This is a genomic window from Streptomyces sp. NPDC007896 (assembly GCF_042959425.1).
Classification (GTDB): Bacteria; Actinomycetota; Actinomycetes; order Streptomycetales; family Streptomycetaceae; genus Streptomyces.
The window spans coordinates 590,274-613,945 of record NZ_JBIBKX010000003.1 but is presented as its reverse complement, the minus strand read 5'-3'; the positions used below and the strand labels follow the sequence as shown (position 1 = coordinate 613,945).

Annotated in this window: 26 protein-coding genes; 13 read left to right on the top strand and 13 right to left on the bottom strand. The window is 69.8% G+C overall.

Annotation, left to right across the window (positions count from 1 at the left end; genetic code table 11):
- Positions 1–580: 580 nt before the first annotated feature.
- On the bottom strand, positions 581–1,390 hold the full coding sequence (locus tag ACFZDJ_RS14175; protein WP_391058988.1) for a helix-turn-helix domain-containing protein: 810 nt from the start codon (positions 1,388–1,390) through the stop codon (positions 581–583).
- A gap of 327 nt (positions 1,391–1,717) precedes the next feature.
- On the opposite strand from ACFZDJ_RS14175, the gene fabG reads away from it, so the two are divergent.
- The 12 genes from fabG (at position 1,718) to ACFZDJ_RS14115 (ending at position 12,413) form a co-directional block, all read left to right on the top strand.
- Positions 1,718–2,437, top strand: a complete 720-nt coding sequence (gene fabG / locus ACFZDJ_RS14170; RefSeq protein WP_391058986.1) for a 3-oxoacyl-ACP reductase FabG — start codon at positions 1,718–1,720, stop codon at positions 2,435–2,437.
- A gap of 1,074 nt (positions 2,438–3,511) precedes the next feature.
- Positions 3,512–4,417, top strand: a complete 906-nt coding sequence (locus tag ACFZDJ_RS14165) for a helix-turn-helix domain-containing protein (RefSeq protein WP_391058983.1) — start codon at positions 3,512–3,514, stop codon at positions 4,415–4,417.
- A gap of 5 nt (positions 4,418–4,422) precedes the next feature.
- The gene (locus ACFZDJ_RS14160) at positions 4,423–5,115 is read left to right on the top strand and encodes a hypothetical protein (protein WP_391058982.1); all 693 of its coding nucleotides are present in this window, start codon (positions 4,423–4,425) and stop codon (positions 5,113–5,115) included.
- 146 nt (positions 5,116–5,261) lie between these two features.
- Entirely contained in the window at positions 5,262–5,915 is a 654-nt protein-coding gene (locus ACFZDJ_RS14155; protein ID WP_391058979.1) for a WhiB family transcriptional regulator, read from the top strand.
- Complete coding sequence (locus ACFZDJ_RS14150) at positions 5,912–7,618, top strand: hypothetical protein (protein ID WP_391058976.1); 1,707 nt, start codon at positions 5,912–5,914, stop codon at positions 7,616–7,618. The genes ACFZDJ_RS14155 and ACFZDJ_RS14150 overlap by 4 nt, the downstream gene beginning before the upstream one ends.
- Positions 7,615–7,806, top strand: coding sequence for a hypothetical protein (locus ACFZDJ_RS14145; RefSeq protein ID WP_391058974.1), 192 nt, complete (start codon positions 7,615–7,617; stop codon positions 7,804–7,806). The genes ACFZDJ_RS14150 and ACFZDJ_RS14145 overlap by 4 nt, the downstream gene beginning before the upstream one ends.
- Before the next feature lie 165 nt (positions 7,807–7,971).
- Positions 7,972–8,139, top strand: coding sequence for a hypothetical protein (locus ACFZDJ_RS14140; protein ID WP_391058971.1), 168 nt, complete (start codon positions 7,972–7,974; stop codon positions 8,137–8,139).
- Between the two features lie 302 nt (positions 8,140–8,441).
- A complete protein-coding gene (locus tag ACFZDJ_RS14135) occupies positions 8,442–8,798 on the top strand; it encodes a plasmid mobilization protein (RefSeq protein ID WP_391059176.1) in 357 nt (118 codons plus the stop codon).
- Positions 8,795–10,519 carry a relaxase/mobilization nuclease domain-containing protein gene (locus ACFZDJ_RS14130; RefSeq protein WP_391058968.1) on the top strand — a complete coding sequence of 575 codons (1,725 nt, stop codon included), beginning with the start codon at positions 8,795–8,797 and terminating at the stop codon, positions 10,517–10,519. The genes ACFZDJ_RS14135 and ACFZDJ_RS14130 overlap by 4 nt, the downstream gene beginning before the upstream one ends.
- 82 nt (positions 10,520–10,601) lie before the next feature.
- Positions 10,602–11,033, top strand: a complete 432-nt coding sequence (locus tag ACFZDJ_RS14125) for a hypothetical protein (RefSeq protein WP_391058965.1) — start codon at positions 10,602–10,604, stop codon at positions 11,031–11,033.
- A 96-nt stretch (positions 11,034–11,129) separates the two neighbouring features.
- Positions 11,130–11,819, top strand: a complete 690-nt coding sequence (locus tag ACFZDJ_RS14120; protein ID WP_391058962.1) for a hypothetical protein — start codon at positions 11,130–11,132, stop codon at positions 11,817–11,819.
- A gap of 171 nt (positions 11,820–11,990) precedes the next feature.
- Positions 11,991–12,413 carry an NUDIX domain-containing protein gene (locus tag ACFZDJ_RS14115; RefSeq protein WP_391058959.1) on the top strand — a complete coding sequence of 141 codons (423 nt, stop codon included), beginning with the start codon at positions 11,991–11,993 and terminating at the stop codon, positions 12,411–12,413.
- Between the two features lie 186 nt (positions 12,414–12,599).
- On the opposite strand, the gene ACFZDJ_RS14110 is transcribed toward ACFZDJ_RS14115, so the two are convergent.
- The 10 genes from ACFZDJ_RS14110 to ACFZDJ_RS14065 all read right to left on the bottom strand — a co-directional run bounded on the left by ACFZDJ_RS14110 (position 12,600) and on the right by ACFZDJ_RS14065 (position 18,591).
- On the bottom strand, positions 12,600–13,493 hold the full coding sequence (locus tag ACFZDJ_RS14110; RefSeq protein ID WP_391058956.1) for a hypothetical protein: 894 nt from the start codon (positions 13,491–13,493) through the stop codon (positions 12,600–12,602).
- Positions 13,494–13,539: 46 nt separating this feature from the next.
- Positions 13,540–14,226, bottom strand: a complete 687-nt coding sequence (locus ACFZDJ_RS14105; RefSeq protein WP_391058953.1) for a DUF317 domain-containing protein — start codon at positions 14,224–14,226, stop codon at positions 13,540–13,542.
- Between the two features lie 78 nt (positions 14,227–14,304).
- Entirely contained in the window at positions 14,305–14,586 is a 282-nt protein-coding gene (locus tag ACFZDJ_RS14100; RefSeq protein ID WP_391059174.1) for a hypothetical protein, read from the bottom strand.
- Positions 14,587–14,689: 103 nt separating this feature from the next.
- Positions 14,690–15,061 (bottom strand): DUF317 domain-containing protein, encoded by a 372-nt coding sequence (locus tag ACFZDJ_RS14095; RefSeq protein WP_391058951.1) that lies wholly within the window; start codon positions 15,059–15,061, stop codon positions 14,690–14,692.
- A gap of 184 nt (positions 15,062–15,245) precedes the next feature.
- Complete coding sequence (locus ACFZDJ_RS14090) at positions 15,246–15,827, bottom strand: hypothetical protein (protein WP_391058948.1); 582 nt, start codon at positions 15,825–15,827, stop codon at positions 15,246–15,248.
- Between the two features lie 221 nt (positions 15,828–16,048).
- Positions 16,049–16,174, bottom strand: coding sequence for a hypothetical protein (locus ACFZDJ_RS14085; RefSeq protein ID WP_391058946.1), 126 nt, complete (start codon positions 16,172–16,174; stop codon positions 16,049–16,051).
- A gap of 13 nt (positions 16,175–16,187) precedes the next feature.
- Positions 16,188–16,880: a hypothetical protein gene (locus ACFZDJ_RS14080; RefSeq protein ID WP_391058943.1), complete on the bottom strand. Its 693-nt coding sequence runs from the start codon at positions 16,878–16,880 to the stop codon at positions 16,188–16,190.
- A 492-nt stretch (positions 16,881–17,372) separates the two neighbouring features.
- Positions 17,373–17,507 carry a hypothetical protein gene (locus tag ACFZDJ_RS14075; protein WP_391058940.1) on the bottom strand — a complete coding sequence of 45 codons (135 nt, stop codon included), beginning with the start codon at positions 17,505–17,507 and terminating at the stop codon, positions 17,373–17,375.
- 238 nt (positions 17,508–17,745) lie between these two features.
- Entirely contained in the window at positions 17,746–18,246 is a 501-nt protein-coding gene (locus tag ACFZDJ_RS14070; protein ID WP_391058937.1) for a hypothetical protein, read from the bottom strand.
- 105 nt (positions 18,247–18,351) lie between these two features.
- Positions 18,352–18,591 (bottom strand): hypothetical protein, encoded by a 240-nt coding sequence (locus ACFZDJ_RS14065; protein WP_391058934.1) that lies wholly within the window; start codon positions 18,589–18,591, stop codon positions 18,352–18,354.
- Positions 18,592–18,818: 227 nt separating this feature from the next.
- On the opposite strand from ACFZDJ_RS14065, the gene ACFZDJ_RS14060 reads away from it, so the two are divergent.
- Positions 18,819–18,965, top strand: coding sequence for a hypothetical protein (locus tag ACFZDJ_RS14060; protein ID WP_391058931.1), 147 nt, complete (start codon positions 18,819–18,821; stop codon positions 18,963–18,965).
- A 21-nt stretch (positions 18,966–18,986) separates the two neighbouring features.
- Here the strand turns inward: ACFZDJ_RS14060 and ACFZDJ_RS14055 are convergent, their stop codons facing one another.
- Positions 18,987–22,154 carry an error-prone DNA polymerase gene (locus tag ACFZDJ_RS14055; protein WP_391058928.1) on the bottom strand — a complete coding sequence of 1,056 codons (3,168 nt, stop codon included), beginning with the start codon at positions 22,152–22,154 and terminating at the stop codon, positions 18,987–18,989.
- Positions 22,147–23,670 carry a DNA polymerase Y family protein gene (locus ACFZDJ_RS14050; RefSeq protein ID WP_391058925.1) on the bottom strand — a complete coding sequence of 508 codons (1,524 nt, stop codon included), beginning with the start codon at positions 23,668–23,670 and terminating at the stop codon, positions 22,147–22,149. Before ACFZDJ_RS14050 ends, ACFZDJ_RS14055 begins: the two co-directional genes overlap by 8 nt.
- Between the last annotated feature and the right edge of the window lie 2 nt (positions 23,671–23,672).

Here is a 23,672-nt window from a genome sequence, read left to right as displayed (position 1 = left end):
TCCTTCGGCGGGTCGTCGTGGATCGGGTGCAGACTCGTCGGCGGAAGGTCATCACCCACGTGCTGGCATCCGCGCTGATGACCAGTGCAGCGGTTGATGGCCTGGCCTACCGCGACCCTCGGGCCAACGTGCGCGTCATGCCCACGTATCAGTTCATCGGCGAGGTGCGGCCCGAGGCGAGGCTGAGGATTCTCGTCGCTCTGCAAGCTCTCGCCACGGGCACGACAGCCTGTATCGAAGGCGGTGCCGTACGGGATGGCAGCCCGCCTCTCAGCAACACTGCGGCCCCATCTTCGCCCTGGACACCTCCGGCCCTTCCATCGACTTGACGGCGAAGGCGCTGAAATAGCCTATAAACACTGGGAGTTCAGCGCAATAGAAAATACTCTCTGCAAACCGAGGCCACAGCACGCCCACCTGATCGGGGGGATTCTCCGTCATCCGCTGCAGCGGAAAAGGCCGCCAAGCAGGGTCAGCACGCATGCCGTCGCCAGCCGCGCCGCCTGACATATTCCTCGACTGCCGAGCCACAGCTCCGGCATCCGAATCTGTCGAGGACCAACACCACCAAGACCAAGACCTAGTTGCTCGATACAGCCTCTGCGGGTGTAACGACCATGAGGCGGCATGAGGGAAGTTCGTCAGGTGTTCCTGCCATGAACCGGACGGCGAATTCCTGGTTCCCCCGGCCCGCCAGATAGAAGCGGCGGGGTTGTTCCGAAGCCGGGTGGGTAATGGCGGGCAGGTCAGGTGCGTCCCAGAGCTTGCGTGCGGTCGGGTCGGCTCGGACGGTTTCGACCACGGCCCGCATGCGCTCGTCGGTGCGCCACTCTTCGGCGTGCACGCGCAGCTGGGCCATCATGGGCTTGGCCCACTCCTCTTCCCAGTTGACGAGCTGGGTGCGCGCCTCGGGCCAGGCGAGGGCCCACTCCATGACGTTAAGTCCGTACTGCATCCACGGGAAGTACTCCAGGGTCTTGGCGTTGTAGGCCAGGACGTCCCAGCGGTAGTCATTGAGGTAGAGGGCCCAGGTGCGGCTCTCCTCGATGAAGGCGCGGAACGCGTCGGGCAGCAGAGCGCCGAGGTGACTGACGGGGGCGGCTGCAGGGGCATGGCCGCGGGTGACGCGGTAGACGATGCCCCATTCCTCGTCGTTCAGGTCGAGGATGCGCCGCACGGCCTGGAGGAACGCGTCACTGTAGTTGGCGGGGCGCCCGGCCTCCAGATTGCCGTACCAGCGACGGCTGACGCCGGCCAGGCGGGCCACCTGTTCCTGCGTGATTCCGGAGGGTTGACCCGTCCCGAAAGCCGCTTCAAAGCCCGGGATGTCTGATGTGTCACGACGCGCCCGCGCTTGCTGCAGAATGCGGGTGACTATCGGGTTCTGCATCTCACTCTCATTCATAACGCTTACATAACGACAGGCACTGAGACCCAGGTCACATTACCCGCGCATTCACATCCCCCTTTTCCCGTTGGCCGCTCAGCGCATCACGGCCCGCACGTAAGGGAGTTGACGTCGCACACCGTGTCCAATATCTGGAACGCAATGGCTCTTCATCGGGCAATGGGAACTGTCAGTTCCCATGCCCAGGATAAGCACAACCTTTGCGTTCCTTTGAATCACACAGCGACGTCTTACTGTCACTGGCACCGCCGCCGCGACGCGATCTCCGCGACGGTGAACCAAGCCAGCCGACTCGTGTAAAGGATCTCCATGTCGCGCTCTGTTCTGATCACCGGCGGAAACCGTGGAATCGGGCACGCCACGGTCCGCGCATTCCTCCAGCGCGACGACCTCGTCGCCTTCACCCACCGCACCGAAAGTGCCTCGTTCGATCTCGTCCACGACGGCGCCTTGCCCGTGTACTGCGACGTCACCGACCCCGAAGAGGTCGAGAGCGCCTTCAAGGAGGTCGAGGCCGAGCACGGCCCGGTCGAGGTCCTGGTGGTCAACGCCGGCATCACCCGGGATAACCTGCTGCTGCGCATGTCGGAAGAGGACTTCGCCGCAGTCCTCGACACGAACCTCACGGCCTCCTACCGGCTGGCCAAGCGGGCTGTGCGCGGCATGCTGAAGGCCAGGCGCGGCCGGATCATCCTGGTGTCCTCGGCCGTCGCGCTCAAGGGCGAAGCCGGCCAGACCAACTACGCGGCTTCGAAGGCGGGTCTGATCGGCTTCGGCCGCTCGCTGGCCAGGGAGATCGGCTCGCGCGGGATCACCGTGAACATCGTGGCTCCGGGGCTGACCAACACCGCCATGGCCGCGGCGCTGCCCGAGGAGCGCGTCGCGAAGATCATCGGTGACGTTCCGCTGGGCCGGATCGGGAACCCGGAGGAGATCGCCTCGGCCATCGCCTTTCTGGCCAGCGAGGAAGCCGCCTACATCACTGGCGCCGTGATGCCGGTCGACGGCGGCATCTCCATGGGGCACTAGTCCCTCCTCCCCCGACGACCGCCTGCGCCGCTTTGCGCTGTACCGCCGGCGCGGGCAGATCAGGACGCACGCTGTGGTGCTCAGAGTTCGTTCGGCGGACAGCGCCCCGCCGCAGCCGCCTTCCTGCGCGACCGGCACCGGGTGGCCATCTGCCGGCGTTCGGTGCGCCGCCCGTGCCAGGAGTGGTTGTCTCAGATGCCCATCCCACCGCCGTACCTCTGCCGGCGTCTCCTACGCGATGCCACCTGTGATCACCGCCGACGTCGCGCTGCCAGTCGTCGTGCTCGTGGGCGGATGGCTGACTCTGCGCCCCGAGCCCACGTTGAAACGGCGCGGCCGTCTGCGCCGACGGCGTGGGTCGCATTCCTCGCCACTGGCTGCTGTGCCTACGACATCGGCGGTTCGCGCCTTCTACGTCTACGTGGCGGGTGCCTCCGAGCACGCCGCCTTGTCCGGCGACCCCGAACTCGCCCTGTTCGACGCTGCCCTGCGTTGTGGCGTGAGATACGAGGGGCGCCGTGAAGTTCATCACCGAGCGCGTCGGGGTGATCAGTCGCTGCCGGCGTCGCGGCCCGCAGCCTCCACCCGTGGGGACAGATTCCGCCGTCCTCCACTGCGACTTGTAGAGAGTCCTTTAGCAAGGTCTGGATCTTGCCGCAGGCTCTGCATATGTTCGTCGTCCCTCGCCGGGCGCACCGCCCGGCAGCAGATGACCACTAGGAGCCATATGCGGAACGCTCGATCCAGTCCGGTGGCATAGCCCCGAAAACAGCGACGGCGTCCATGGAGCGGTAACTCCCGGACGCCGAACGCCAAATGGCACTCCTGCCCCGGCAAGGGCGGAGATTTACCCACCTTCACCGCACCGGTCCTTTCCTACGAGGCGCACCGGCGCGGGTTTCACTACGAAGGAGAGTCTTACATGCCGCCTGCCCTGCGCCAAAGGCCGACGTCCCCGGCCCGCGCGGCAGCCGACCCTGGTTCGCCGTCCGACTCCCTGCCGGCGCACCGACGGTTCGGTGCGCTCACGCCGGAGCCGCTCGTCGGCACCCGCCCCGTTTGGGCGGTGGCCCGATGAGCCGGGACGCCCGCGAATGGGTGTGGGAGTACAGCGCCAGCCGCGGAAACACACGCTTGGTCCTGCTGTCGATCGCGGACCGGATCACCGACGAGCAGTGCGTCGCCTGGGCGTCCCTCACCTCGCTGATGAAGCGTACGAACGCCAGCCGCAACGCCGTGCGAAGCGCCTTGGCCTCGCTGGCCGAGATCGGCGAGCTGGAGGTACTGGACGACCTCGACAGCCCGCAGCACAGCACGGTCTACCGGCTGCCGCGCACCGCTGCATGGCTGGCCAAGGTCGCGGCAGCCTGGGAGGACGACCCCGAGGCGTACGTCGAGCCCCTGGCCACGTCCGATCCGGTGCCCGAGCTGGACATCGAGCGGCTGCGCAAGCACGGCATCTGGCGCAAGACAGGGTCGGAACCCGCCCCCCGTCGCCAGAACCTGACCGGGTCAGATCCCGACCCCTCTCGTCAGAATCCGACCCCTCCCCGGGTCAGATCCCGACCCCTTCCCGGGTCGGATTCTGACCCCCAGAACCGTAGTGAACCGAAGGTGAACCGTAGGTACAGCAGCAGTAGTGCTGCCGATCTCACCTCCGCCGCGGACTGGCAGGTGGACGACGCGACCCTGTCCTGGGCGCAGCAGCAGGGGCACCTCGCCCGCCTCGGCGAGCAGGGCCTGGAGGCCGCCGACGCGAAGTGGCGCCACCACCGCAGCACCTGGAGTCCTCGCTCCACCGCAGCGTGGGCTACCGACTGGCGGTCCTGGATCGCCCGTGAGCACAGCCCCACCCCCCAACGCCCGAACCTCTATGCCCTGCCCGGTGGCACCCCCACCCCGCCGACAGGCATGACTCGCGCCGACGCGCACATGGCCGCCCTGCTCGCCGCCGTCGACAAACGAACTGGAACGGAGTAACTGCCTTGGACCACCGCGAAGTTGCTGCCGTACTCACCTACGCCGGCCGCCTCGACCCCCGCCTCATCCGCACCGACCCGGGCGAGGCCGACAACCAGCTCGACACCTGGCACGAGCTGCTCAACGACGTCCCGATGACCACCGGTCAGGGCTGGGACGCGCGCGGGATCGTCCGCAAACGCATCGTGATGTCGCCGTACCCGATCCTGCCGGCGGACGTGGCCCGCGATTGGCAGGCGTACCGCCGCGACCGTCTGGTGCGGCACACCGACCCGACCCCGGCGGCCGATCCGGACAACCCACAAGCCTGGCGGACGGAGCTGCTGGCGGCTCGGGATGCCGTGGCCGCCGGGCAGGCCGCCCCCGCGGCACATCGCGGGATCACCGCGGGGCGGCACCGGCCCGGTCTCAAGGACCAGCTGGCCGCCGTCGGCTCCTACATCCCGCCCGCCGCACGCGCCGCGCTGGCCCCCTACCGGCCTGCCCGCGCCGCCCGCGAAGCCGCCATCGCCGCCGGAGGACCCGACGTTCTCGGCGTGCCGTGCGACTGGTGTCACGCCGACAAGGGCGAGCCGTGCCGCCGCCGTCGCATCAGCCTCGACGGAACCGCCCGGGGCAACGCGCCGCGCGCCACGGTCCACCCCGGCCGCATCGACAGTGCCCTGGCTGCACAGGCCCAACAGGCATCCGCCGCCTGAGTGCAGCCCGCTTCTCCACAGAAACGTTCCGCCTGCGGTACGGCCCGACGCCGTACCCCGAGCCCGCCTCGAAGCGCCCCGCCGCACCCCGTCAGCCGCCGGTGCCGCGCGCCCCGCACCGACCGAGGCGACTTCCGGAGACTGCCTTGCGCCACATCGCCACCAACGACACACCCGCCCCGACGATCCGGGGCATCGCCGATCACAGCTGGCAGGAACGGGGCCTATGCCACGGTCTGCCGGCAAAGGAGATCGACAAACTGTTCTTCCACGCGGCCCGCAACCACCGTGCTATCGCCGAGGCCAAGGCGATCTGCGGCGGCTGCCCGGTGAAGAAGGCGTGCTTCGACTACGCCCTCGACAACGAGATCCGACAGGGCATGTGGGGCGGGCTCACCGAGGACGAGCGCCGCCCCTGGCACGCCCGGGTCAACAAGCGCCTGGACTACGTCCGGGTCAAGGCCGCCTTCGAAGGCCGGGACGTCCACCTCAGCGACGCCGAGCGCGAAGCCGTCACTCGCCACGCCTACGTGCGCGGCTGGAGCCCCGAGCGCCTCGCCTACGCCCTGCGGCTCGACAACCTCGACTGGGCGCGCGACCTGATGCGCAACGCCGCACACGCCGTCGCCGACCGCGACCGCTACTGGGGCCAGGCCGAACCGGAAGAGGCCACCGACGACGAGTACGCCGAGGACAAAGACGCCTCGGGTGGGGACACCGAGGACGCCGCATCCCTGGTGCAGGTGCCCCGCCAGGCGCAGACCCACGCCCTGATCGCCGCTCTCCGAAAGGCCGCATGACTCACCCCATCGCCATGCCGTTCCTTCCTGCCGGCATCGAGCCCGTTCACCTCGTCGCAGCCGTCGGCGTGCTCGCCCTGGTGGTGGCACGATGGTCGGTCCTGCGCAACAGGACCCGGTCGGGCGGCCAGAGCGCCGGCACCCCCGCGGTCTGGGTCGCGGCAATCGCCGCCCTCAACTGCACCGCCTACAGCGCCGACACCAGCTGGCGGTTCGCCGCCGACTACCTCGACATGGCCGGCACGGTGGAGCGGGCCATGATGTTCAGCGCGGCCGAACTGGCGTTGTTCGCGACCGCGCTGATGGCCCGGCAGAACCTGAAGACCCAGGGAGCGTCCGGTCTCCCGGGCGGCCTGGTCTGGGTGATCACCGGGGTGCAGATCATCCCCGCGTACGCCGAGTCGGGCACGGTGGGCGGCACCGTGCGGGCCTTCGTCGGGCCGGTCATGGCGGCTGTGCTGTGGCACCTGGCCATGGGCATCGAGCTGCGGCTGCACAAGCCCGACGCCGCCTCGCAAGGTCTGGTGGCCACGCTCGGACGCGAAGTGCGGGAGCGTCTTCTCTCCCGCCTGGGTATCGCCACCCGCAACCGCGATGCCGCGCAGATCACCAAGGACCGCGCGACCCGACGGGCCGTGGCGCTCGCCTCCCTCCTGGCCTCGATGCCCGAGGAGGAACGTGAGAACGGTCGTGGCTGCCGGGTCACGCGTCGGCTTCAGTCGGCTCTCGCACGATCCGGTGTCGGCACCGACCCGCAGCAGCGTCGTGCGCTTCTGGAGCAGCTGGCCGCGCGCCGGCACGCCGCGGAGCTCGCCACCGTGATCCTGCCGTCGCCCTGGATTCAGCCCGCGCGCGAGCAGGACGCCGATCGCGGGGACTGGTCCCCTCTCTACGCGTCCATCGCGACGTCGGCGGTGAACGGGATGCCAGCAAGTACGGGGGTGGGGACGGTCCCCGACGGCGGTCCCCGAAGCCCCGCACCGATTGGGGACCGGGCAGACGGGAACGGCACGGAACCGGGGACGGGACACGAACCCGACGGGGACCGTCCCCACCCGGTCTCTCTCGGCAACGGGGGCCGAGCCGCCAAGTCCGGCTTGGGCCTGCTGCATGAGGGCCAGGAGGCAGCGGTCGGGGACCGGGAAACCGTGCCCGCCGGGGCCGAAGAGCCCGACGATGACGCGAGTGGCAGTGCTGACAACGTGCACGAATCCGCTGCTCAGGGTGGCGCAGGCCCGTCATCGGCGGCCGTCCCCGCTGAAGACGGGGGACTGCAGCACCCGGACACCGAAGCGGGGATGGAACCCGTTGGGGACCGTCCCCACGCGGTCCCCGACGACGACGGGGACCGCGAACGCCCCGACGCCGAAACAGGGACCGCCCCCCAGGGGGACCGTCCCCTCCCAGTCCCCGTACGGCGAACCTCGAAGACGAGGGCGTCCCGGAACCGGCCGCGCAGCGGTCAGTCCACTGGGTCCCGGAAGCAGCAGAAGCTGAGCGTGGAGGAGATGGTCGAGCGGGTCCGTCCCCACGTGCCCGCGCTGCTGGAGCGCGACGGGAACGAGTCCCTGACCCGGGTTCAGCTCCGGGAAATCCTGCGCGCCCAGCAGATCCGGGGAGGTCGGAACGAGCGGCTGACGCCGGTTTTGCAGCAGCTCCGCGACACAGCGGGCACCACGACGGCACGGAGTACGGCTCGATGAAGAACTGCCAGCGCTTCGCGCACATCAAGTCCGGCTTCGAGCAGGACATCCGCCTCCTGCGCGGTCATGCCGAGCGTTACCAGGGATCGGCGTCGGCGAAGACCAGCGCGAGGAACGCCGCCTCCCTGACGCGGAACATGGCGCGGGCCCTGAACCGGCACCTCGATCGCTGCCCCGAGTGCGGCTGACCTTCATAAACCAGCAGGCCAAACGCCTGTTTCCATCAATCCTTCCGGTAGCCCGGTCTCGGCCAGGCCGCCGCCCCCGCGCTGGAGGAACCCGCCATTCCTGCCCTTCACCCGCGTACGCACACACCGTCCACCGCCGAGGCCGCCGCCTGGGCGGAAGTGCTCGTGCGCCACCAGCTCCTGCACGCCGCCGTGCCGGCCCCCAACGGCCAGTGGCTCGTCCAGCACCGCGCCGAATCCCCCGTCCAACTCCTCGACGGCCCGACCGCCATGGTCGATCTCGCCGCCGACATCCAGCACCGCATCCGCACCACGAGGAACCGCACCCGATGACAAACCCGACGACAAACCCCACCCCCGAGACGGGTGAGCCGGAAACCAACTCCCTCTCAGCGGAAGCAAGTTGGTGCAAGAGCATTGCTCCCGTTGGGAGCAATGCTCTTGCGTCTCCCGCCCCGGGGGTGGCGGGAGCGGATCGGCGCCAGGGGGCGCCGATCCGTCAAGATGCGGCCGAGGGCGGCTCGCATCCAGAAGAGGGGGGCAGCCACTCCTGCCACAGCACCGACTGCGCCCACGCCACACCGCCCAAGCCTCACGTCCAGCAGCGTGAGCGCCTGCGCGACGAGAAGAAGCGCATGCACCAGCCGAGCTGCCGCATGAACGACGACGAGTACCAACTGCTCGTCCGTGCCGCTGCCGTCTGCAACATGAGCATCGCCAACTACCTTTCCCGTGCCGCCCTCAAAGCTGCCCGCAACCTCGACCTCACCGCCGCAGAGATCGCCGGCGAGCGCGAGATGGTGAAGGAGCTGTTCGACCTGCGAACCGCACTGAACCGGATCGGCAACAACCTCAACCAGGTTGCGGCGGCGCTGAATTCGGACGAGCTGGCGCCGCAGGCCAAGGCAGTCCTCGCGGGCGTCGACCGAGTGGCCTTGCGCGTGGACTCCTTGGTCCAGCGCTACCTGGACGTCGAGCGTCCGGCCGCATGATCCCCTCAGTCCACGACATGGGCGATGACACCTACGGCCTGCTGAAGTACCTGTATGGGCCCGGCAACGCCGAGGAGCACATCGACCCCCACCTCGTCGCGGCGTGGGACCGCCTGGCCCCCGACCCCGGCCGCGACCCCAGGGCGACGTACGGCGACCTGCAGCGACTGCTCGACCAGCCCGTCATGGCCCTGCCCGAAAGCGCCAGGCCCGCCGAACACGTCTGGCACCTCTCCGTTCGCGCCGCCCCCGAAGACCCGATCCTCACCGACGAGCAGTGGGCGGACATCGCCCGCCGCATGGTGTCCGCCACCGGTATCGCACCCGATGGCGACGACGACGCCTGCCGCTGGGCGGCCGTCCGCCATGCCGACGACCACATCCACATCATCGCCACCGTCGTCCGCCATGACGGCCGCCAGGCCCGTATCCGCCACGATGGCGCCCGCTCCCAGGCGGAAGCACGGAAGATCGAAATCGACTACGGACTACGCCGGTTGAACACCGGCGACGGAACCGCCGCCAAGCGCCCCTCCAGTGCGGAACGCCATAAGGCCAACCGCCGGGGCAAGGAGCGAACGTCACGCGAGGAGCTGCGCGAGACGGTGCGCCGCGCCGCCGCCGGCGTCGCCGGCGAGCAGGAGTTCTTCGACCGCCTCGCCGCCGCCGGCCTCCTGGTCAGCCAGCGCGTCGCGCCCTCCGGCGATCTGCTCGGCTACAAGGTCGCGCTGCCCGAGGACCGCAACGAGGACCAGGAACCGATCTACTATTCGGGCTCCACCCTCGCGCCCGACCTCTCCCTGCCCCGTATCCGCGAACGGTGGGCCGGCAACGCCCCCGAACCCGGCCGCGACGCCACCACGGACCACTCCTCCGGCTCGGCGCGTGTCAGCCCCTCGACCGCACGCCGCCAAGCGACGTCGGCGTCCTGGCAGGCCGTACTCCTCGTCGATCAGGGTGACGACGGACAGATCGCCGCGCTGATCGCCGCGGGCGGCGAGGTCCTCGACGCGCTCGCCAAGACCTCGGCCGCGCACACCCGCCGCGAACTGCGCGACGCCGCCTTCGCGTTCGAGAGGGCCACCCGCTCCCACATCCGGGCCCAGCGCGGGCACGCCCGCGGTCTGCGGCAGGCCGCCCGCGACCTCGTCCACAGCGGGCCGGCACTCGGCCGTGGGGAGGACGGCGCCACCACCTCGATGCTGATCGACATGATGTTCTTCCTGGTCACCGCCGCCGCCCACTGGCACGGAATGAAGGAGCACGCCCAGCAGGCCGCGGCTGCCCGCCAGGCCGCCGAGCACCTGCGCGCCGCCTACCAGGCCGCCGCGCCAGTGTATTTGGGCGTCATGCACCAGCGCGGTCGGCGCCTGTCCCAGCCCCTGCAGCGCAAGCAGACCGCCCACCTGCGCCAGGCGGTACCGGAGCTGGCCGAGCAGGTCCTCGCCGAGCCGGGATGGTACGCGCTGGCCGCCACGCTCGCCGACGTCGAGAGCGCCGGGCACGACCCGGCCGCGCTCCTGGCCGAGGCTGCCGCGCGGCGCGAACTGGGCACCGCCGACTCGATCAGCGACGTCCTCGTGTGGCGGCTGCGTCGTATGGCCGACCTGCCCGCCGACGCTTCCGCCATGCCCGGTCCCACGGCCACCGCGCCCACCGCCGGCCGCGGTGCAGCGAAGCGTCCGACGAACCGCAAGGAGCGCTCAGCCAAGTCCCGCTGAATTCAACATTCTTAGAGTTGCAGCAGGTCAGGGACTTGCGGCACTCTCCTCGTGCAGGCGAGACGACAGAGATGGAGACGGCATGTTCCGACGCAACCGTGCGGACCGAGACTTCCGTGAAGCCCAGCGTGCCGGCCAGGCTGTGCTGGCGACGCACACCGAGTGGCCGCAGCCGGACCTCACCGGTCCGCTCGCTGCGCCGGCCGACGCCACGGTGGTGCCCGACTTCCTGCCGCCGCAGTTCCGGGCACCATGCCGCCAGGACGTCTCGGGCTTCATGATGCGCTGGGACCTGCCGCTCGTCATCAACGGCGAGGTCCACGCGTGCCACTGCGGTGCGTACCGGAACTGGATCGTCTTCAACATGCGCGACGACTCGGTGTGGCTGCGCTGCGAGGCCGGCCACGAAGCGGAGGAGACCCGGCTGGACACCGCCTGGTACAACCGCAACTCCGGTCCGGTCGACCACTTCCACCCCACCCTCGACGAGGGCCTGCGCCACCTCGGCCACTGAGACCCGCGAAACCCCTTCCCCTGCCCCTGCGTTCGTCGGCGCCCGGAGAGCCGACCAGGTCAGACCGTCCGTCCCGCACCACCTAGGGGTTTCCGCATGCGCCTGTCCACCACGACCGCCCTCGGCCTGAGCGCCCTCACCATCCTCGCCCTGGCCGGCTGCTCCACCAGCACCGAGCCCCCTACCCACTCCACCTCGCCGTCCGCACCCGTGCACCAGGGCAGCACCGCAGCGAAGGCGTCCGCGCCGCTGTCCTCGGCCGAGCTGGGCGAGCGGCTGCTGAGCGAGAGCGACCTGGGCGAGGGCTACACCCGCAAGACGCAGCCCGCCGTCCGACACGACGACGTCACCGTGCTCGGCTGCCCGGCGCTGGCCAAGCTCGGCGGCGACACGACCACCGGCGGCAGCCTCAGCTTCCCCCGCAAGGCCAAAGTGTCCTTCACCTACGCCGACAGCAGCTCCGAGATGTCCGAGGAGCTGTACAGCGACAGCGCGGCGAAGTTGTCCAAGGGCATCGGGACGGTCTTCGACGCGATGCTCTCCTGCCCCACCTACCAGGTGGTGTCGGGCAGCACCGTCATCGACATGGGCACCACGAAGACGAACGCGCCGGAGATGGGCGACGAGCAGTGGAGCCAGCTGCTCACCTACTCCGCCGGCGGGCAGCGCAGCGTCGTCAAGCAGACGGCGATCCGCACCGGCAACGTCCTGGTGATCGTCTCCGGGTCTCCCGCACTCGTCGACGCCCACCTCGCCGACGCCGTCCAGGCGGCGCAGGCCCGCTAACCCACACCACTCCGCCGCGCCCCGTCCTGCCCTGCTTGTCAGGGCAGGACGGGGCGTTTGTCGTGCGGTACTACCGTGTTGCCGGACACTGCACACCGCGAGAGCCGTGATGTGACCCTGGCTCGTGCCGTGAACCATCCGCGTGTCGCTGTACAGAGGGAGGTCACCGAGGTGGAGGAGCGTCCCACGAAGACCCGCGGGTGTTTCGCGTTCGTCACCACACCGCGCCGTGAAGTCGTGTTGCAGCTGCGGGACGAGAAGGCCGGTATCGCCTGGCCGGGACACTGGTCGCTTCCCGGCGGCGGGGCCGAGGCCGACGAGACGCCGCTCAATACGGTTCTGCGGGAGTTGCTGGAGGAGACCGGTATCGTCGCGGAGACGATCGAGGAAGTCCCGGTAACCGCCCACGAGAAGGGCAAGACGCCGCCCCACCTGTTCGCCGTGTCCTGGGACGGCACCGAGTGCGAACTCGTCCTCGGTGAGGGACAGGCCCTGCGGCTCTTTCCCCTCGACGCACTGCCCGAGCCGATGCCGCCCCACGTCCGGCACTACATCGAACAGCTCGCACTGCGCCTGCCGCCCCCGTACGCCTGACCCCCAGCGCCCACGCTGTTCGGGCGCCTGGCGCACGGAGGCGGGCACACCACCCCCGACACAACGCAAGCGGGCCCGTTCTCCCACCGTGACAACGGTGGGAGAACGGGCCCTGAGGCACTGCCGAACGCAAGCGGACGTCGTGGCACGGTCGAACCAGGTCGACGCGTGTGCCGACGCAGGAGGTCATGGCAGCGCGGGCATACCCGCCTCCAGCACGTGAGGCCGTTCGATGGCGAGTAGACGGTTGTGGTGGAGGCCCAGCTCCACGATCTCGTCATCAGCCGGGACGTAGGCGAGGGTCGTGGCACGCCTGCCCCGAGCGGGGTGGGTCACGGTCAGGACGTGGTGCCGGTCCATGCAGCCGGACACGGTATACGCGTCACCGGAGTTGAGGTCCGCAGCGCGTCCCTGGAAGATCGTCAGCTCCCGGCGCTGGTGCCACGAGTGGGCCCGCGCCCGCATCCGGGTCAGCTCCTTCGCTCGTCGGTCGCGCTCGGTCTTCCACGGGCGCCGGCAAGGGGCGCACTCTACGGTGGCGTCGGGGTTCGGTGCGGAGAGCAGCGTGCCGCACAGGGCGATGCCGGTGGCGGCGTCGCGGCGGTGTCCGGTGACGAGGTTGCCCCGGCCGGCGGGCGCCCACAGGACGTCCTCCTCTCGCGGACAGACCTCGGCGATGGGCACGCGCACCTCGCCCGCAAGGCGATGGAAGCGGTCCAGCGCGGCGACCAGCGCGGTGCAGTTCGCGCACGTCCGCCGCGCGGACGTCGGGCGGGGATCGAGCGATTTGCCGCAGTAGCCCATCAGGTGGCCCGGGACCGGTCGGTGCGCGGTGGCGCCTTTACCCGTCCCGACGGCGGGTCGGAGATCCGGTTCGCCACCGGGGTGCGGCGGCGTGGTCAGGATCAGGAAGGCGCGCGTACAGCTCTGGCACACGGAGTGCGCCGTGTTCCCTCCGATCGGCGCGAAGTCCGTCGAGTGGGTGGCGCACACCGTCAACGGCTCGGTGCCGAGCATCACGCCGTGGTGCGCGGTCCCGTTGGTGGGCGAGACGGACAGCCGGATCAAGGGCAGGGGCAAGCAGACCTCCAAGGTCAGGGTTGGATGGCGAGGGTGTGACGTGTCGTCAGTCGCGGCGTACGACGGTGAGCCGTTCCTGCGCACCGTCGGGCAGGGTGCGCCGGGGTACGGGGATCGGGGAGGCGAGAGAGGCGGCGAAGGCCGCGACCAGGTCGTGCGGGACGCTGGCGCTGAAGCTGGCGCACCACAGGTAGGGCGCTCCCAGTACGGGTTCCGCCCACGCCTGCCATCCCAGAAGGTCGTCCCGGGGATCGGCGTCATGAATGAGCGGCGGCAGCATCTCCAGCGAGATGCTGGCGGAGAAGCCGGGGTCGCTGGCGGTCGTGCGCGGGCGGTCCAGATCGCGCAGCCAGCCGTACGCGCTGAGCGCGGTGAGCACCGTCTCGGCGCTCTCGAACCCGATGTCGGGGGCCTCTCGGGCGTCGAGCGCAAGCAGGAGGTCGGCGAGCGCCTCGTGCGGAACGCCTGCGGTGAAATACGCGTTCCACTCGGTCATGGCCGAGGCCGTGTGCGGACGGGCCGAAAGCTGCCAGGCCACCGGGAGCCCGCCCAACTCGAACGGGTAGGCGGCCAGGATCCACTCAGCGCCGCGCAGACCGTCCGGGCTCACATAGAGCAGGGTGTTGCGGAAGGTCGGCCACATGCGCCAGCCGAGGCCGCCGAGGGTGTCGCCGACCCGCTCGGCGAGGACGCCGTCATCGCCGGCCAGGTGGCGCGGGGTGACCCAGTACATCGGGTCCCGCGAGTGAGGGTGGGAGGGATCGCTGGGGTGGTGCGGGTGCAGGGGCGCCTCCGTCAGTTAGAGATTGGATCACTGGCCGGCGCTCGGTCCGGCCGCGCCGCGCCGGCGGCGCGCAGGGCCCTCGGTCGGCCGCTGCCAGGCCAGAGCGGCAGCCACGGCGGGCGGCAGGGGGCCGAACTGCTCGGCTTCCGGGGACTCGGCAATGTAGACCATCGGCCGCCCCTGCTCGTCCAGCGCCTTCTCCACTCCGCCGAGCCGGTGGGCCATAGGGAAGAAGGGGTTGACGGCGAGACGGACGGACGCGTCACGGTCGCAGGCGGACAGCAGGTCGAGCAGATCTCCGACAGTCATCTCGGGCATGTGCGGGTCCAAGGCGTTCTCCAAGCGGTAGCGGACGGGGCCGCGAGAACAGAGGCAGGGTACGCGGCGCGGACGAGGAGACGGGACGTGCCGGTCACAGGGGCCGGGAGGTGGCCAGGATCTGAGCCACAGCAGCAGCGACGATCTCCGCCGGGGTCCCCGTACCGAAGGACATCCGGTACCCGGGTACGTTCGCCGTGCCGGTGACAGCGATCACCCATCCCTCACCTGTCACCCAGCCCTCGTCCACTCCGCCGGACCGGCCGTTGGGGAAGTAGCCGAGATAGAACCGGCCGTCGCGCGAGCCGATGTGGACATCGGCTCGGTCGTCCACGATGTGGGTGAAGTCGCCTTCCGTGAACTGGTCGATCACCTGCATCGGCTGGCCGACGCCGAGCTTCCAGGAGTGGAGCCGCAGGGCCTCGACCCTCGTGGTCAATCCAGGCTGAGCCACATCGAATGCCACAGCATCACCTCTCTGACCTGGGGTTTTATGGAAGGTCGTTTAGGTTGACATGGTGTCGCGGCAATCACCAGTCCCTGCGGGCTCTTCCCTGTCTGCCATAGGCGAACTGTCCTTGTACGGGGATTCGGTGACTACGTAGCTGCGTGCCCGCTATCGAGCGGCTCGGCGGGCCCCTTCAATGTGTTCATCGAGCTTCGTGGAGGCGATGACCATGCGCGACAGACTCATCTAGCACGTCCCTGGCCCTGCCAAGAAACGCTTTGCGCTGCGCTATGAATGCCATGCCGGTCTCGTGCACGGTGTCGCCCGCGTCTGCAAGGCCATTCACCGCCGATGCTTCCGCGTACTCCCGAACCCCTTGGACCAGAGAAGAGAGCCGATCAACATGGTCTTGTGCTGCCTCCGCAACAGTCCCCGGTCCTTCCAGCATCACCACGAGCGCCGCGGCTTCGGCGTCCTTGAACTTCAGTCTGATATCGGCGATACGCGTCGTGTCGAGCGACACGGGTGAGCGCCCGGCCCGCAGTTCATGGAAGAGAGATTGGTTGTCCCGGTCAGTGGTCCCCAGGGCTTCGAGGAAGGAAAGGTAGGCAGTTTGTCGGCGCTCACGGCGCCACCGCTGATGCTCAACGCGCAGTTCATTGACCTGCAGCCGGCTCTGTGCTGCTTCTCTGCGCTGTTCCGCACGGGCTGCCACATAGGCGGTGAGGGCTGCCCCCATGACGGTGCCCATCACGCTGACGACTGCTACGACAACGGTGGTCATACCGACGTGTCTTCCCCAAGGTTGCCCGCAGGTACCCCGGCATCGATCGAAGCACACGTCGGCCGCCGGAGAGGCGGCCATTCGCTGGCCGCCCAAGGTGAATTGCCCGTTCGATGGCATCAGGCCCGGTGGGGCCGCTCCCACCGCGTCACGGAAGTGGACCGTGCCGCGCCGCTGAACACCGCGCTGGCGAACTGCACTGTGCCACCGTTGAACGCGGCTCAAGAGAAGTCGCCGCCGTAAAACTCCGCCTCGGTGAAGTCGAAGTCGTGGCCTTGCCAGGAGTGGGCGTGGTTGATGCCCGTCCCTCCCGGCGGCTCGTCTGCCGCCGATGGAAGGCGTGGCATATCGTCTCGGTCCTTATGCGGGGCCGCGGACCAGGTTGATTACTCCTGTGGAGAACTCGAAGCAGATGCCGCCAAAGATCGTGGTGGGGCGGTAACCGGCTGAGCCATGGTGGTAGTCAAGGACGGCGCTGCCGAGCCACTCGCGGGTCATGTTGAGGTCCTCGGCTTCCTCGTGCAGCAGTGTCCGGGCCCAAACCGGGAGCGTTCCGTCGGGGGCGGTCAGGTCACGGAGGAGCGTGTCGAGGGCTTCGTGACGTTGGTCGGCGAGGTAGACGTGGTGGCGCACGAGTTCGTCAACGGCACGAGGTCCCCCCTGGGCTGCGGCCGTTCGCAGATCGGCTTCCTGGAGGAGGCCCTCGAAGAGTCCGGCGGCCCGATCGACGTGCATGGCGACAGTCCGTCGGTGTTCTGCGGGAACATGCTCGTACTTGCTGGAGCACCATCCGGCGTTGAAGTAGTCGGCGTGCCAGGCCACCGTGTCCGGCAGACGGCGCAGCCGGATTTCCGCGTCTCCGATGCTGATGGTGTGAAGGTCACCGCCGACCTCGCACCACCTCCCGTCGGGCGCGAAACCTTCGGCAATGGAGAGCTTGAGGTCGTCCATGTCGCCTCCGTGTCCGCGCACGAGTTCCGGCGAGGCGGTGAGGACAGGGCGTTGGCGGACTGCGACGTCGAGGACGGAGATGTCGATGACCGTGCCGGGCATCAGGGTGTCCCATCGGGTTCGTGGGGGGAGCGCAACGAGGGCAACGGACGGTCTTGAGAGCGGAGTTGTGCCAGTTCCCTGGAGCCCGCCTCGGGCACCGCGCCGTGCCGCCGAAGCGGGAAACGGACCTTTTGTGCGTGGTAACGAATTTGATCCGCGAACCGTTTCGGCCGCGGGCCGGGGGATTCGAGTCCCGAACGTCGTGGACGCGACGTTGCGGCACCTCCCCGGCACGGATCTACGGACGTGACGGGGGGATTTACACCCTGCCTGAGCTGCGGTTTCATGCCGAATCCGGCCCAAAGGTGGTAATGTTTTAAGAGTCGGTGGAGTCTGACTCCCGTCGGCGCAGAGAGACCCGGCCCGGCACCACCCGAGCCAGGCCCCTCCACGCAGTTCACGAGCCCGGCCGAGTTCAAGGCGGCCGGGCTCGCTGCATTCGACAGCGGGGCACGGACCGTTCCGGCCGGTCGTGAGGCGGACTCAGCAGTGTCACTGAGCGAACTGCACCGCCAGCGCGATGACCGCCACCAGCAGACTTGCCGCCGCAAGGATGACCTGCCACTTGTCCGGCTCTGGCCACTTGTCCCTGCCGCGCTTGTCCAGCGGAGCGCCCATCAGCACCACCTCACTTCCCCCTCCCGGTCCGACACCAGGTGTGCTGGCACCGAGGGGCATGTGAACTGGCAGCCCCCGCTGCCCAGTTCGGGAGGATCTCTGAGGCGACGCCTACAATACCCTTACTTTCCAAGAGGCGTGACGGGGTATAGCACTGAAAGTGCCCGATAAACTGTCCAAGAAATCAGATTCAAAGGTATCGGCCTAGGCGGCGCCCTGATAGTCACAGGTCGGTCTGTCAACGCACCTATGAATCGAGGGAAGATTTTTCCGGGGTCGTCGGCGGCGGCTGCTGCTTCGCCGTCGCGGCACGCTCCCGGGCCTGCTGGCGAATGCGGTCCTGCGACGCGAACAACCGCCGATTCTCCTCCACCAGCGACAGCGGCTTCGGTCTTGTCGGCCCTGCACGCTTCTTCGAGTTCTTCCTGCGTCGTACGCCCTCGGTGGCGACCGCCTTCTTCTCGCACTCCGGGTGCACCGGTTTACCCCTGCACGGCCCCTGCTCACGGCTGACCCAGACCTTGCCCTCGATCGGGTCCCCGCACATCGCGCATACGGCCGGACCTCGCCGCAGCGCAGTCGGTGCCGCGGCCCGCGATGCTCGTGCCGCTCGAGTCTGCACCGTTCCGTCGGCCTGGGTCACGGTGACCTCGGACGCCGGTGTCACCTCGTACGTGCGCAGGTCCTCCGGGGTGGCCCGATGCCTCTGGCCCTTCCTGCCCCCGCGCACGGGAATCTTGCTGGTCATGCCGAGCAGCGTAGAGGTCACAGAACTTCACGATCACGCGGAGCCCGTGCCTGAAACGTACGGGCCACCTCGCCGACTCCAGCCCTCACCACTTGCCGATCGGTCCTATGCCGCGTCCTCCATCGCCACCGCGTGCCGGACTGCCTTCTTCACATCCATCTCGACCGAAACCCGGTCCTTGCCCTCCGCCTTCGCGTACGCCGTCACAGCCGTCTGGAATTCCGCGGACGCGTCAAACCAGGGCTTCCACGCCTCTGCGCTGTACGGCAGGCCCTTGACAGCGTCGTTCGCCTTGACGGCAGCGCGCTCCAGGTTGATCAGGTCATCGAACGAAATAGCGGTCACGTCGAAGGATCCTACGTCCGGCCACGGCAGGGCCGGCCCCTCCCGTCCGTGGTCGGCGAGCCGAGACAGTCGGGTTGCGGGGACCTGCGGCGCTCCCGCCCCCGGAGCAGCAGGGCAACTGGTGCGCGGCCCGCGCCGACGGCCCGGCCGAGGTGTTCGCGCACACACGCGCCGTGTCAACTGCCGCACACGGGCATGCCCGGACCAGGGAGGGCGAGCAGTGCCCCGTGGCACCCATTGCCAGCGGAGACCTCGTCACGATCTTCCGAGCCGTGCCAGCCGCCGGTGCCGACATCAATCCGCTGACGACACCCGACGTGCGCACCCTGTTCGCCGCCCTGATGGCTCCTCGGTCGGTCGCCACCGTGCCCTGACGTGAGGGGTCCCGCCCGGATTCATCGCCGTCGGGGACGGGGACGGGATGCCGCCGACTCCGCCATGGCCTCGGCTTGGTGGACGATGACGTTGACCGCGCCGTACGACCGCTCCACGTGCCCGTCCAGGAGGACGGCGGGAGCGTCGAGCAGGGTGCGGTGGCAGCGTTCCCACACGGGTGGGGAGAAGACGAGGTTCACCATCCCGGTCTCGTCCTCCAGCGCCCCGAACGCGACACCGTTCGCGGTGGGCGGGCGCTGGAGGTATTTGGCGAGTCCGCCGAGCCGTACGCGGGTCTGGTCGGCGAGGCCACGGACCACGGCGGCGGTCAGGACGTCGCGGCGATCGAGGTAGGGCCGGATGTGGTGGACCGGGTGGCTGGTGGCGCTGGCGCCGGTGGCGGCCAGGTCGGCGGCGGTCTCCTCGGCCGGGCTCATCGCCGGCAGGTCGGGGGCGGCGGCGAGGGTGCCCAGCCCAGGGAGGTAGGGCTGATGGCTGCGGGGGAAGGCCCCGGCCGTCCACAGGACAGCGCGGCGGTGGCCGTCGAACGCGGCGAACGCGCCGGCGATGGCGAGCTGTTCCATCAGCCGGGCAGGCAGCCGGGTGCGGCGGGCGACGTCCTCCAGGTCGGCGAAGGGCTGTTCGGTGCGGGCGGCGACGATGGTGTGGGCGATCGTCTCGCTCAGGCCGGTGACGCTGGTCAGGCCGCGGCGGATGGCGAACTGCCCTTCTGGGCCGTCGGGTTCGAGGGTGGCGTGCGCGTGGGAGGAGTGGATGTCGACGTCGCGCACGGTGATCCCGTGGCGTTGGGCGTCCTGGATGAGGGTCTGCACGTCGTAGAAGCCCATGGGCATGTTTGCCAGGATTCCGGCGGTCAGGGCGGCCGGATAGTGGTGCTTGATCCAGGCGCTGGCGTAGATGATGTGGGCCATCGACTGGGCGTGGGACTCGGGGAAGCCGTAGTCGCTGAACGCCTCGATCATGTGGATGATCTGCTCGGTCGCCGCGGGCGGGATGCCCCTCGCGGTCATACCGTCGGTGAGACGGCCGCGTAGCTCGGCGACCTTTTCCGGGGCGTGTTTGGCAGCCATCGCCTTGCGCAGCCGGTCCGCGTCGCCGGGGGTGAATCCCGCGCAGTCGATGGCCAGTTGCATGGCCTGCTCCTGGTACAGGGCGACGCCGAGGGTCTTCTCCAGCGCGCGGCGGGCGAGCGGGTGCGGGTAGGAGACGGGCTCCTCGCCGCGTCGGCGGCGCAGATAGGGGTGTTTGGAGCCGGCCTGAATCGGCCCAGGCCGGATGATGGAGGCCGCGATGGCCAGGTCGTTGAAGTTCTCCGGCCGCAGCTGGGGCAGGGTGCTGATCTGGGCGCGGGACTCGACCTGGAAGACCCCGATGGTGTCCGCCCGGGCGATCATGTTGTAGACGTCCGGGTCGTCGGGCGGGATCGAGGCGAGGTCGAGGCGTACGCCGTAGTGCTCGGCGATCAGATCGCAGGCGGTGTGCAGGGCACCGAGGGTCCCCAGACCCAACAGGTCGATCTTGATGAGGCCAGCGGCGGCGACATCGTCCTTGTCGCCCTGGAGAACGGAGCGGCCCTCGGCGGTGGCCCACTCCAGCGGCATCACCTCCCCCAGCGGCTGCCGGGTCAGCACCATGCCGCCGACGTGAATGCCCATGTGCCGTGGCAGCGTGTGGAGTTGGGCGGCGAGGCCGCGCACCTCGGCCGGCAGGTCGACGTCGGGGCCGGGCGGCGTGTGGTGGATGTGCCGGGTCATCTCCCTGATCTGGGCGGCCGGGTAGCCCAGGACGCGGGCCGCGTCATGCACCGAGAGGCGCGGCTGATAGCTGATCACGTTGGCGACCTGCGCGGCGTGGTCGCGGCCGTAGCGCCGGTAGACGTACTGGATGACCTCCTCACGGCGGCCGGCTTCGAAATCGATGTCGATATCCGGCGGACCGGCTTTCTCGACGCTGATGAACCGTTCGAACAACAAACCGTTCTTGAGGGCGTCGACCGCGGTGATGCCCAGGACGTAGCAGACCACGCTGCTGGCGGCGGAGCCGCGGCCCTGGCACCAGATGCCACGGCCGACGGCAAACTGCGTGATGTCGTGCACGATCAGCACGTAGCCGGCCATGCCCAGCGCGCTGATCACGCCGAGTTCGTGGTCGAGCTGTTTCCACGCCGCGCGCGCCTCGCGGTCGGGGTCGTCGCGGTCCGCGTACCGCGCGGCGCAGGCCCGTTCGGCGAGGTAGCGCAGCCACGTGTCCTCGGTGAACCCGGACGGGGTGGGGAAGCCGGGCAGCTGAGGCTGCAAGGCTCCGAGGTCGATCACGCTGGTGCGGCCGAGGTCGAGGGTGGTCTCCAGCACGCCGGGGTAGCGGGCCATCCGCTGTCGCATCTCCTCGTACGAGCGCAGGTGCGCGGTCGGGGCCGGCATGAGGTGCCCGGCCGCCTTGTCCAGGGTTTCGCGGCGGCGCAGTGCGGCGAGCGCCTGGGCGAGCCGGGCCTGATGGGGGGTGGCGTAGTGGACGGCGCCGGTCGCCACGACGGGCAGGCCCAGGCGGCGGGCGGCGACGGCGGTGACATCGTTGGCCACGGAATCGCCGGGAAGATGGTGATCGAAGAGTTCGGCGTACACGTTGCCGGTGCCGAAGACGTCGCTCAGGCGGCCCAGGCGGTGGGCAACCGAGGTGACGTCCCGTCGCTCTGCGTCGGGGGCGGGGCAGCCGGGCAGGACCGCCCAGTGACCGCTGCCGGCGGCCGTGGACAACACGTTCAGGTCGTAGACGGGGGCGTTCTTGGCGCCGGCCAGCTGGGCGGCGCTGATCGCCGCCGACAGCAGCCGGAAGCCCTCCACGCTGCGAGCAAGCACCACGGGTGTGCCCAACTCGGCGTCGCCGAGGGCGAGTTCGGCGCCGTATACGGTGCCGATCCCGCTCGGGGTCGCGGCCTCGGCCAAGCGCCGCGCGGCGTACAGACCGTCCCGGTCGGTGACCGCCAGCGCCGTGACGCCCAAGCGCCCGGCCTCGGCGACGAGTTCGTCCGGCTGAGCAGCGCCCTGCAGGAAGGAGAAGGCGCTGTGGGCGTGGAGTTCGACCCAGCCCGGCTCCCCGCCACCCGGCCGACGAGCGGTCGTGGAGCGGGTGGTGGGCAGGTGCAGGACGGTGGCGTCGTTCTCACCCATAGTGGGCCTCGGCCCACCAGCGGCCGTGTTCAATCGTCAACAGCCAGGCGTGGCCGCCTGCGGTCGTGATCTGCATGCGGGCGATCCGACGACCATGGCCGCGGTCCCACCACCGTTCCAGGGCCGGCCACGGGCCGCTCCAGCCGTCCACCACGGCCTCACCGTGGCCCTCGACCGTGAGCTGGTCGGGTGTGGCAGACAGGGCCAGGCGTCCGGAGACGGTCACCTGCTGGCCGCGGGGGTCGGTGAGCTGGGCCGGCAGCCACCGTGGAAACACGGTGGCCGGGTGCGGTGCGGGCAGCCGCCCCGGCCAGGGCCCGTCGGGCAGGCGCGGTCCGGTGTCGAGGTCGCCGAACGGGACGAGGCGGACCTGGTCCGCCGGACCCCGGCCGCCGCCCAACTCGGCACGCACGACGGCCCGGTGGCCGAGCAGCGCCTGCACCCGGGCCGCCGCGCGCTCGATCTCCTCCGAGGTGCGCCCCTCGCCGAACAGGGCACTCTGGCGACCGGTGGCCGCCGTCAGCTGCTCCGGACGCAGCACCAGCTTGACGATGCCCACCTCGCCGCCGGCATCGAGCAGGCCGGCGTCGGACCAGGCTTGCAGGACGCCGCGCACCCGCTCGGCCACCGCCAGGGACGACAGCCGTCCTTCGTGACGGAAGGTCCTCGACAGACTCCTGCCGCCGGCCAGTCCCACGACGGTCTCCAGCCGGGCACACACCACACCGGCCGCCGTCAACCGCTCGTGGAGCTGCTCGGCGGACGACTTCGCGGCGAACACGACGGGGTCCAGGAGGTGCACGGCCGGCTCAAAGACGTACGACACGGTGTGCTCGCCGGAATCCGTCCGTACGGCGAGAGGGCGCTCATGGTGCCCGCGGGCGGTGCGGTGGGCGGCGATGCCCTCGGAGCCGAACCGGGCCAGCACCCGCTTCTCGGGCAGCGCCGCGAACGCGCCGACCGTGCGGATCCCCAAACGTTCCAGCAGCTCCGCCAGCCGGGGCAGGCCCAGGACTCCCACCGGGTAGGGGGCCAGCCAGGCCGCGTCGCCGCCCGGGGGGACGAGCTGTCCGGTGCGGGCGGCGAGTGCCGCCGTGAAGACCGAGTCGGCGATGCCCGCCCGGGTCGGAAGGTCCACCTCGGCCAGGGCTGCGGCAAGGCGTTCGGCCAGGTGCGGCTCGCCGCCCCAGTAGCGGGACGGGCCACGGGCGGGTGCGGCGATCAACCCGGGCCTGATCACCTCCAGGCGCGGCATGACTGTGTCCTCGATGTGCCGTACGGCGGGCTCGAAGACACGGAACTCGGCGGCGATATCCCGCTCGACCACACGCAGCTGCGGGCAACGGGACTGCGCCACGCGCACCCGCATCCGGCGCCGCACGCCCGCCACGCGGGCGGAGCCCGAACAGGCCACCACCTCGTCGCGATGGACAACGGCGATCGGCCCAGCGTCCAGGGCTCCGGCGGCGATGACCGGATAGTCCGGGATCCAGCCGACGATGATCCTGCTGCCCATCG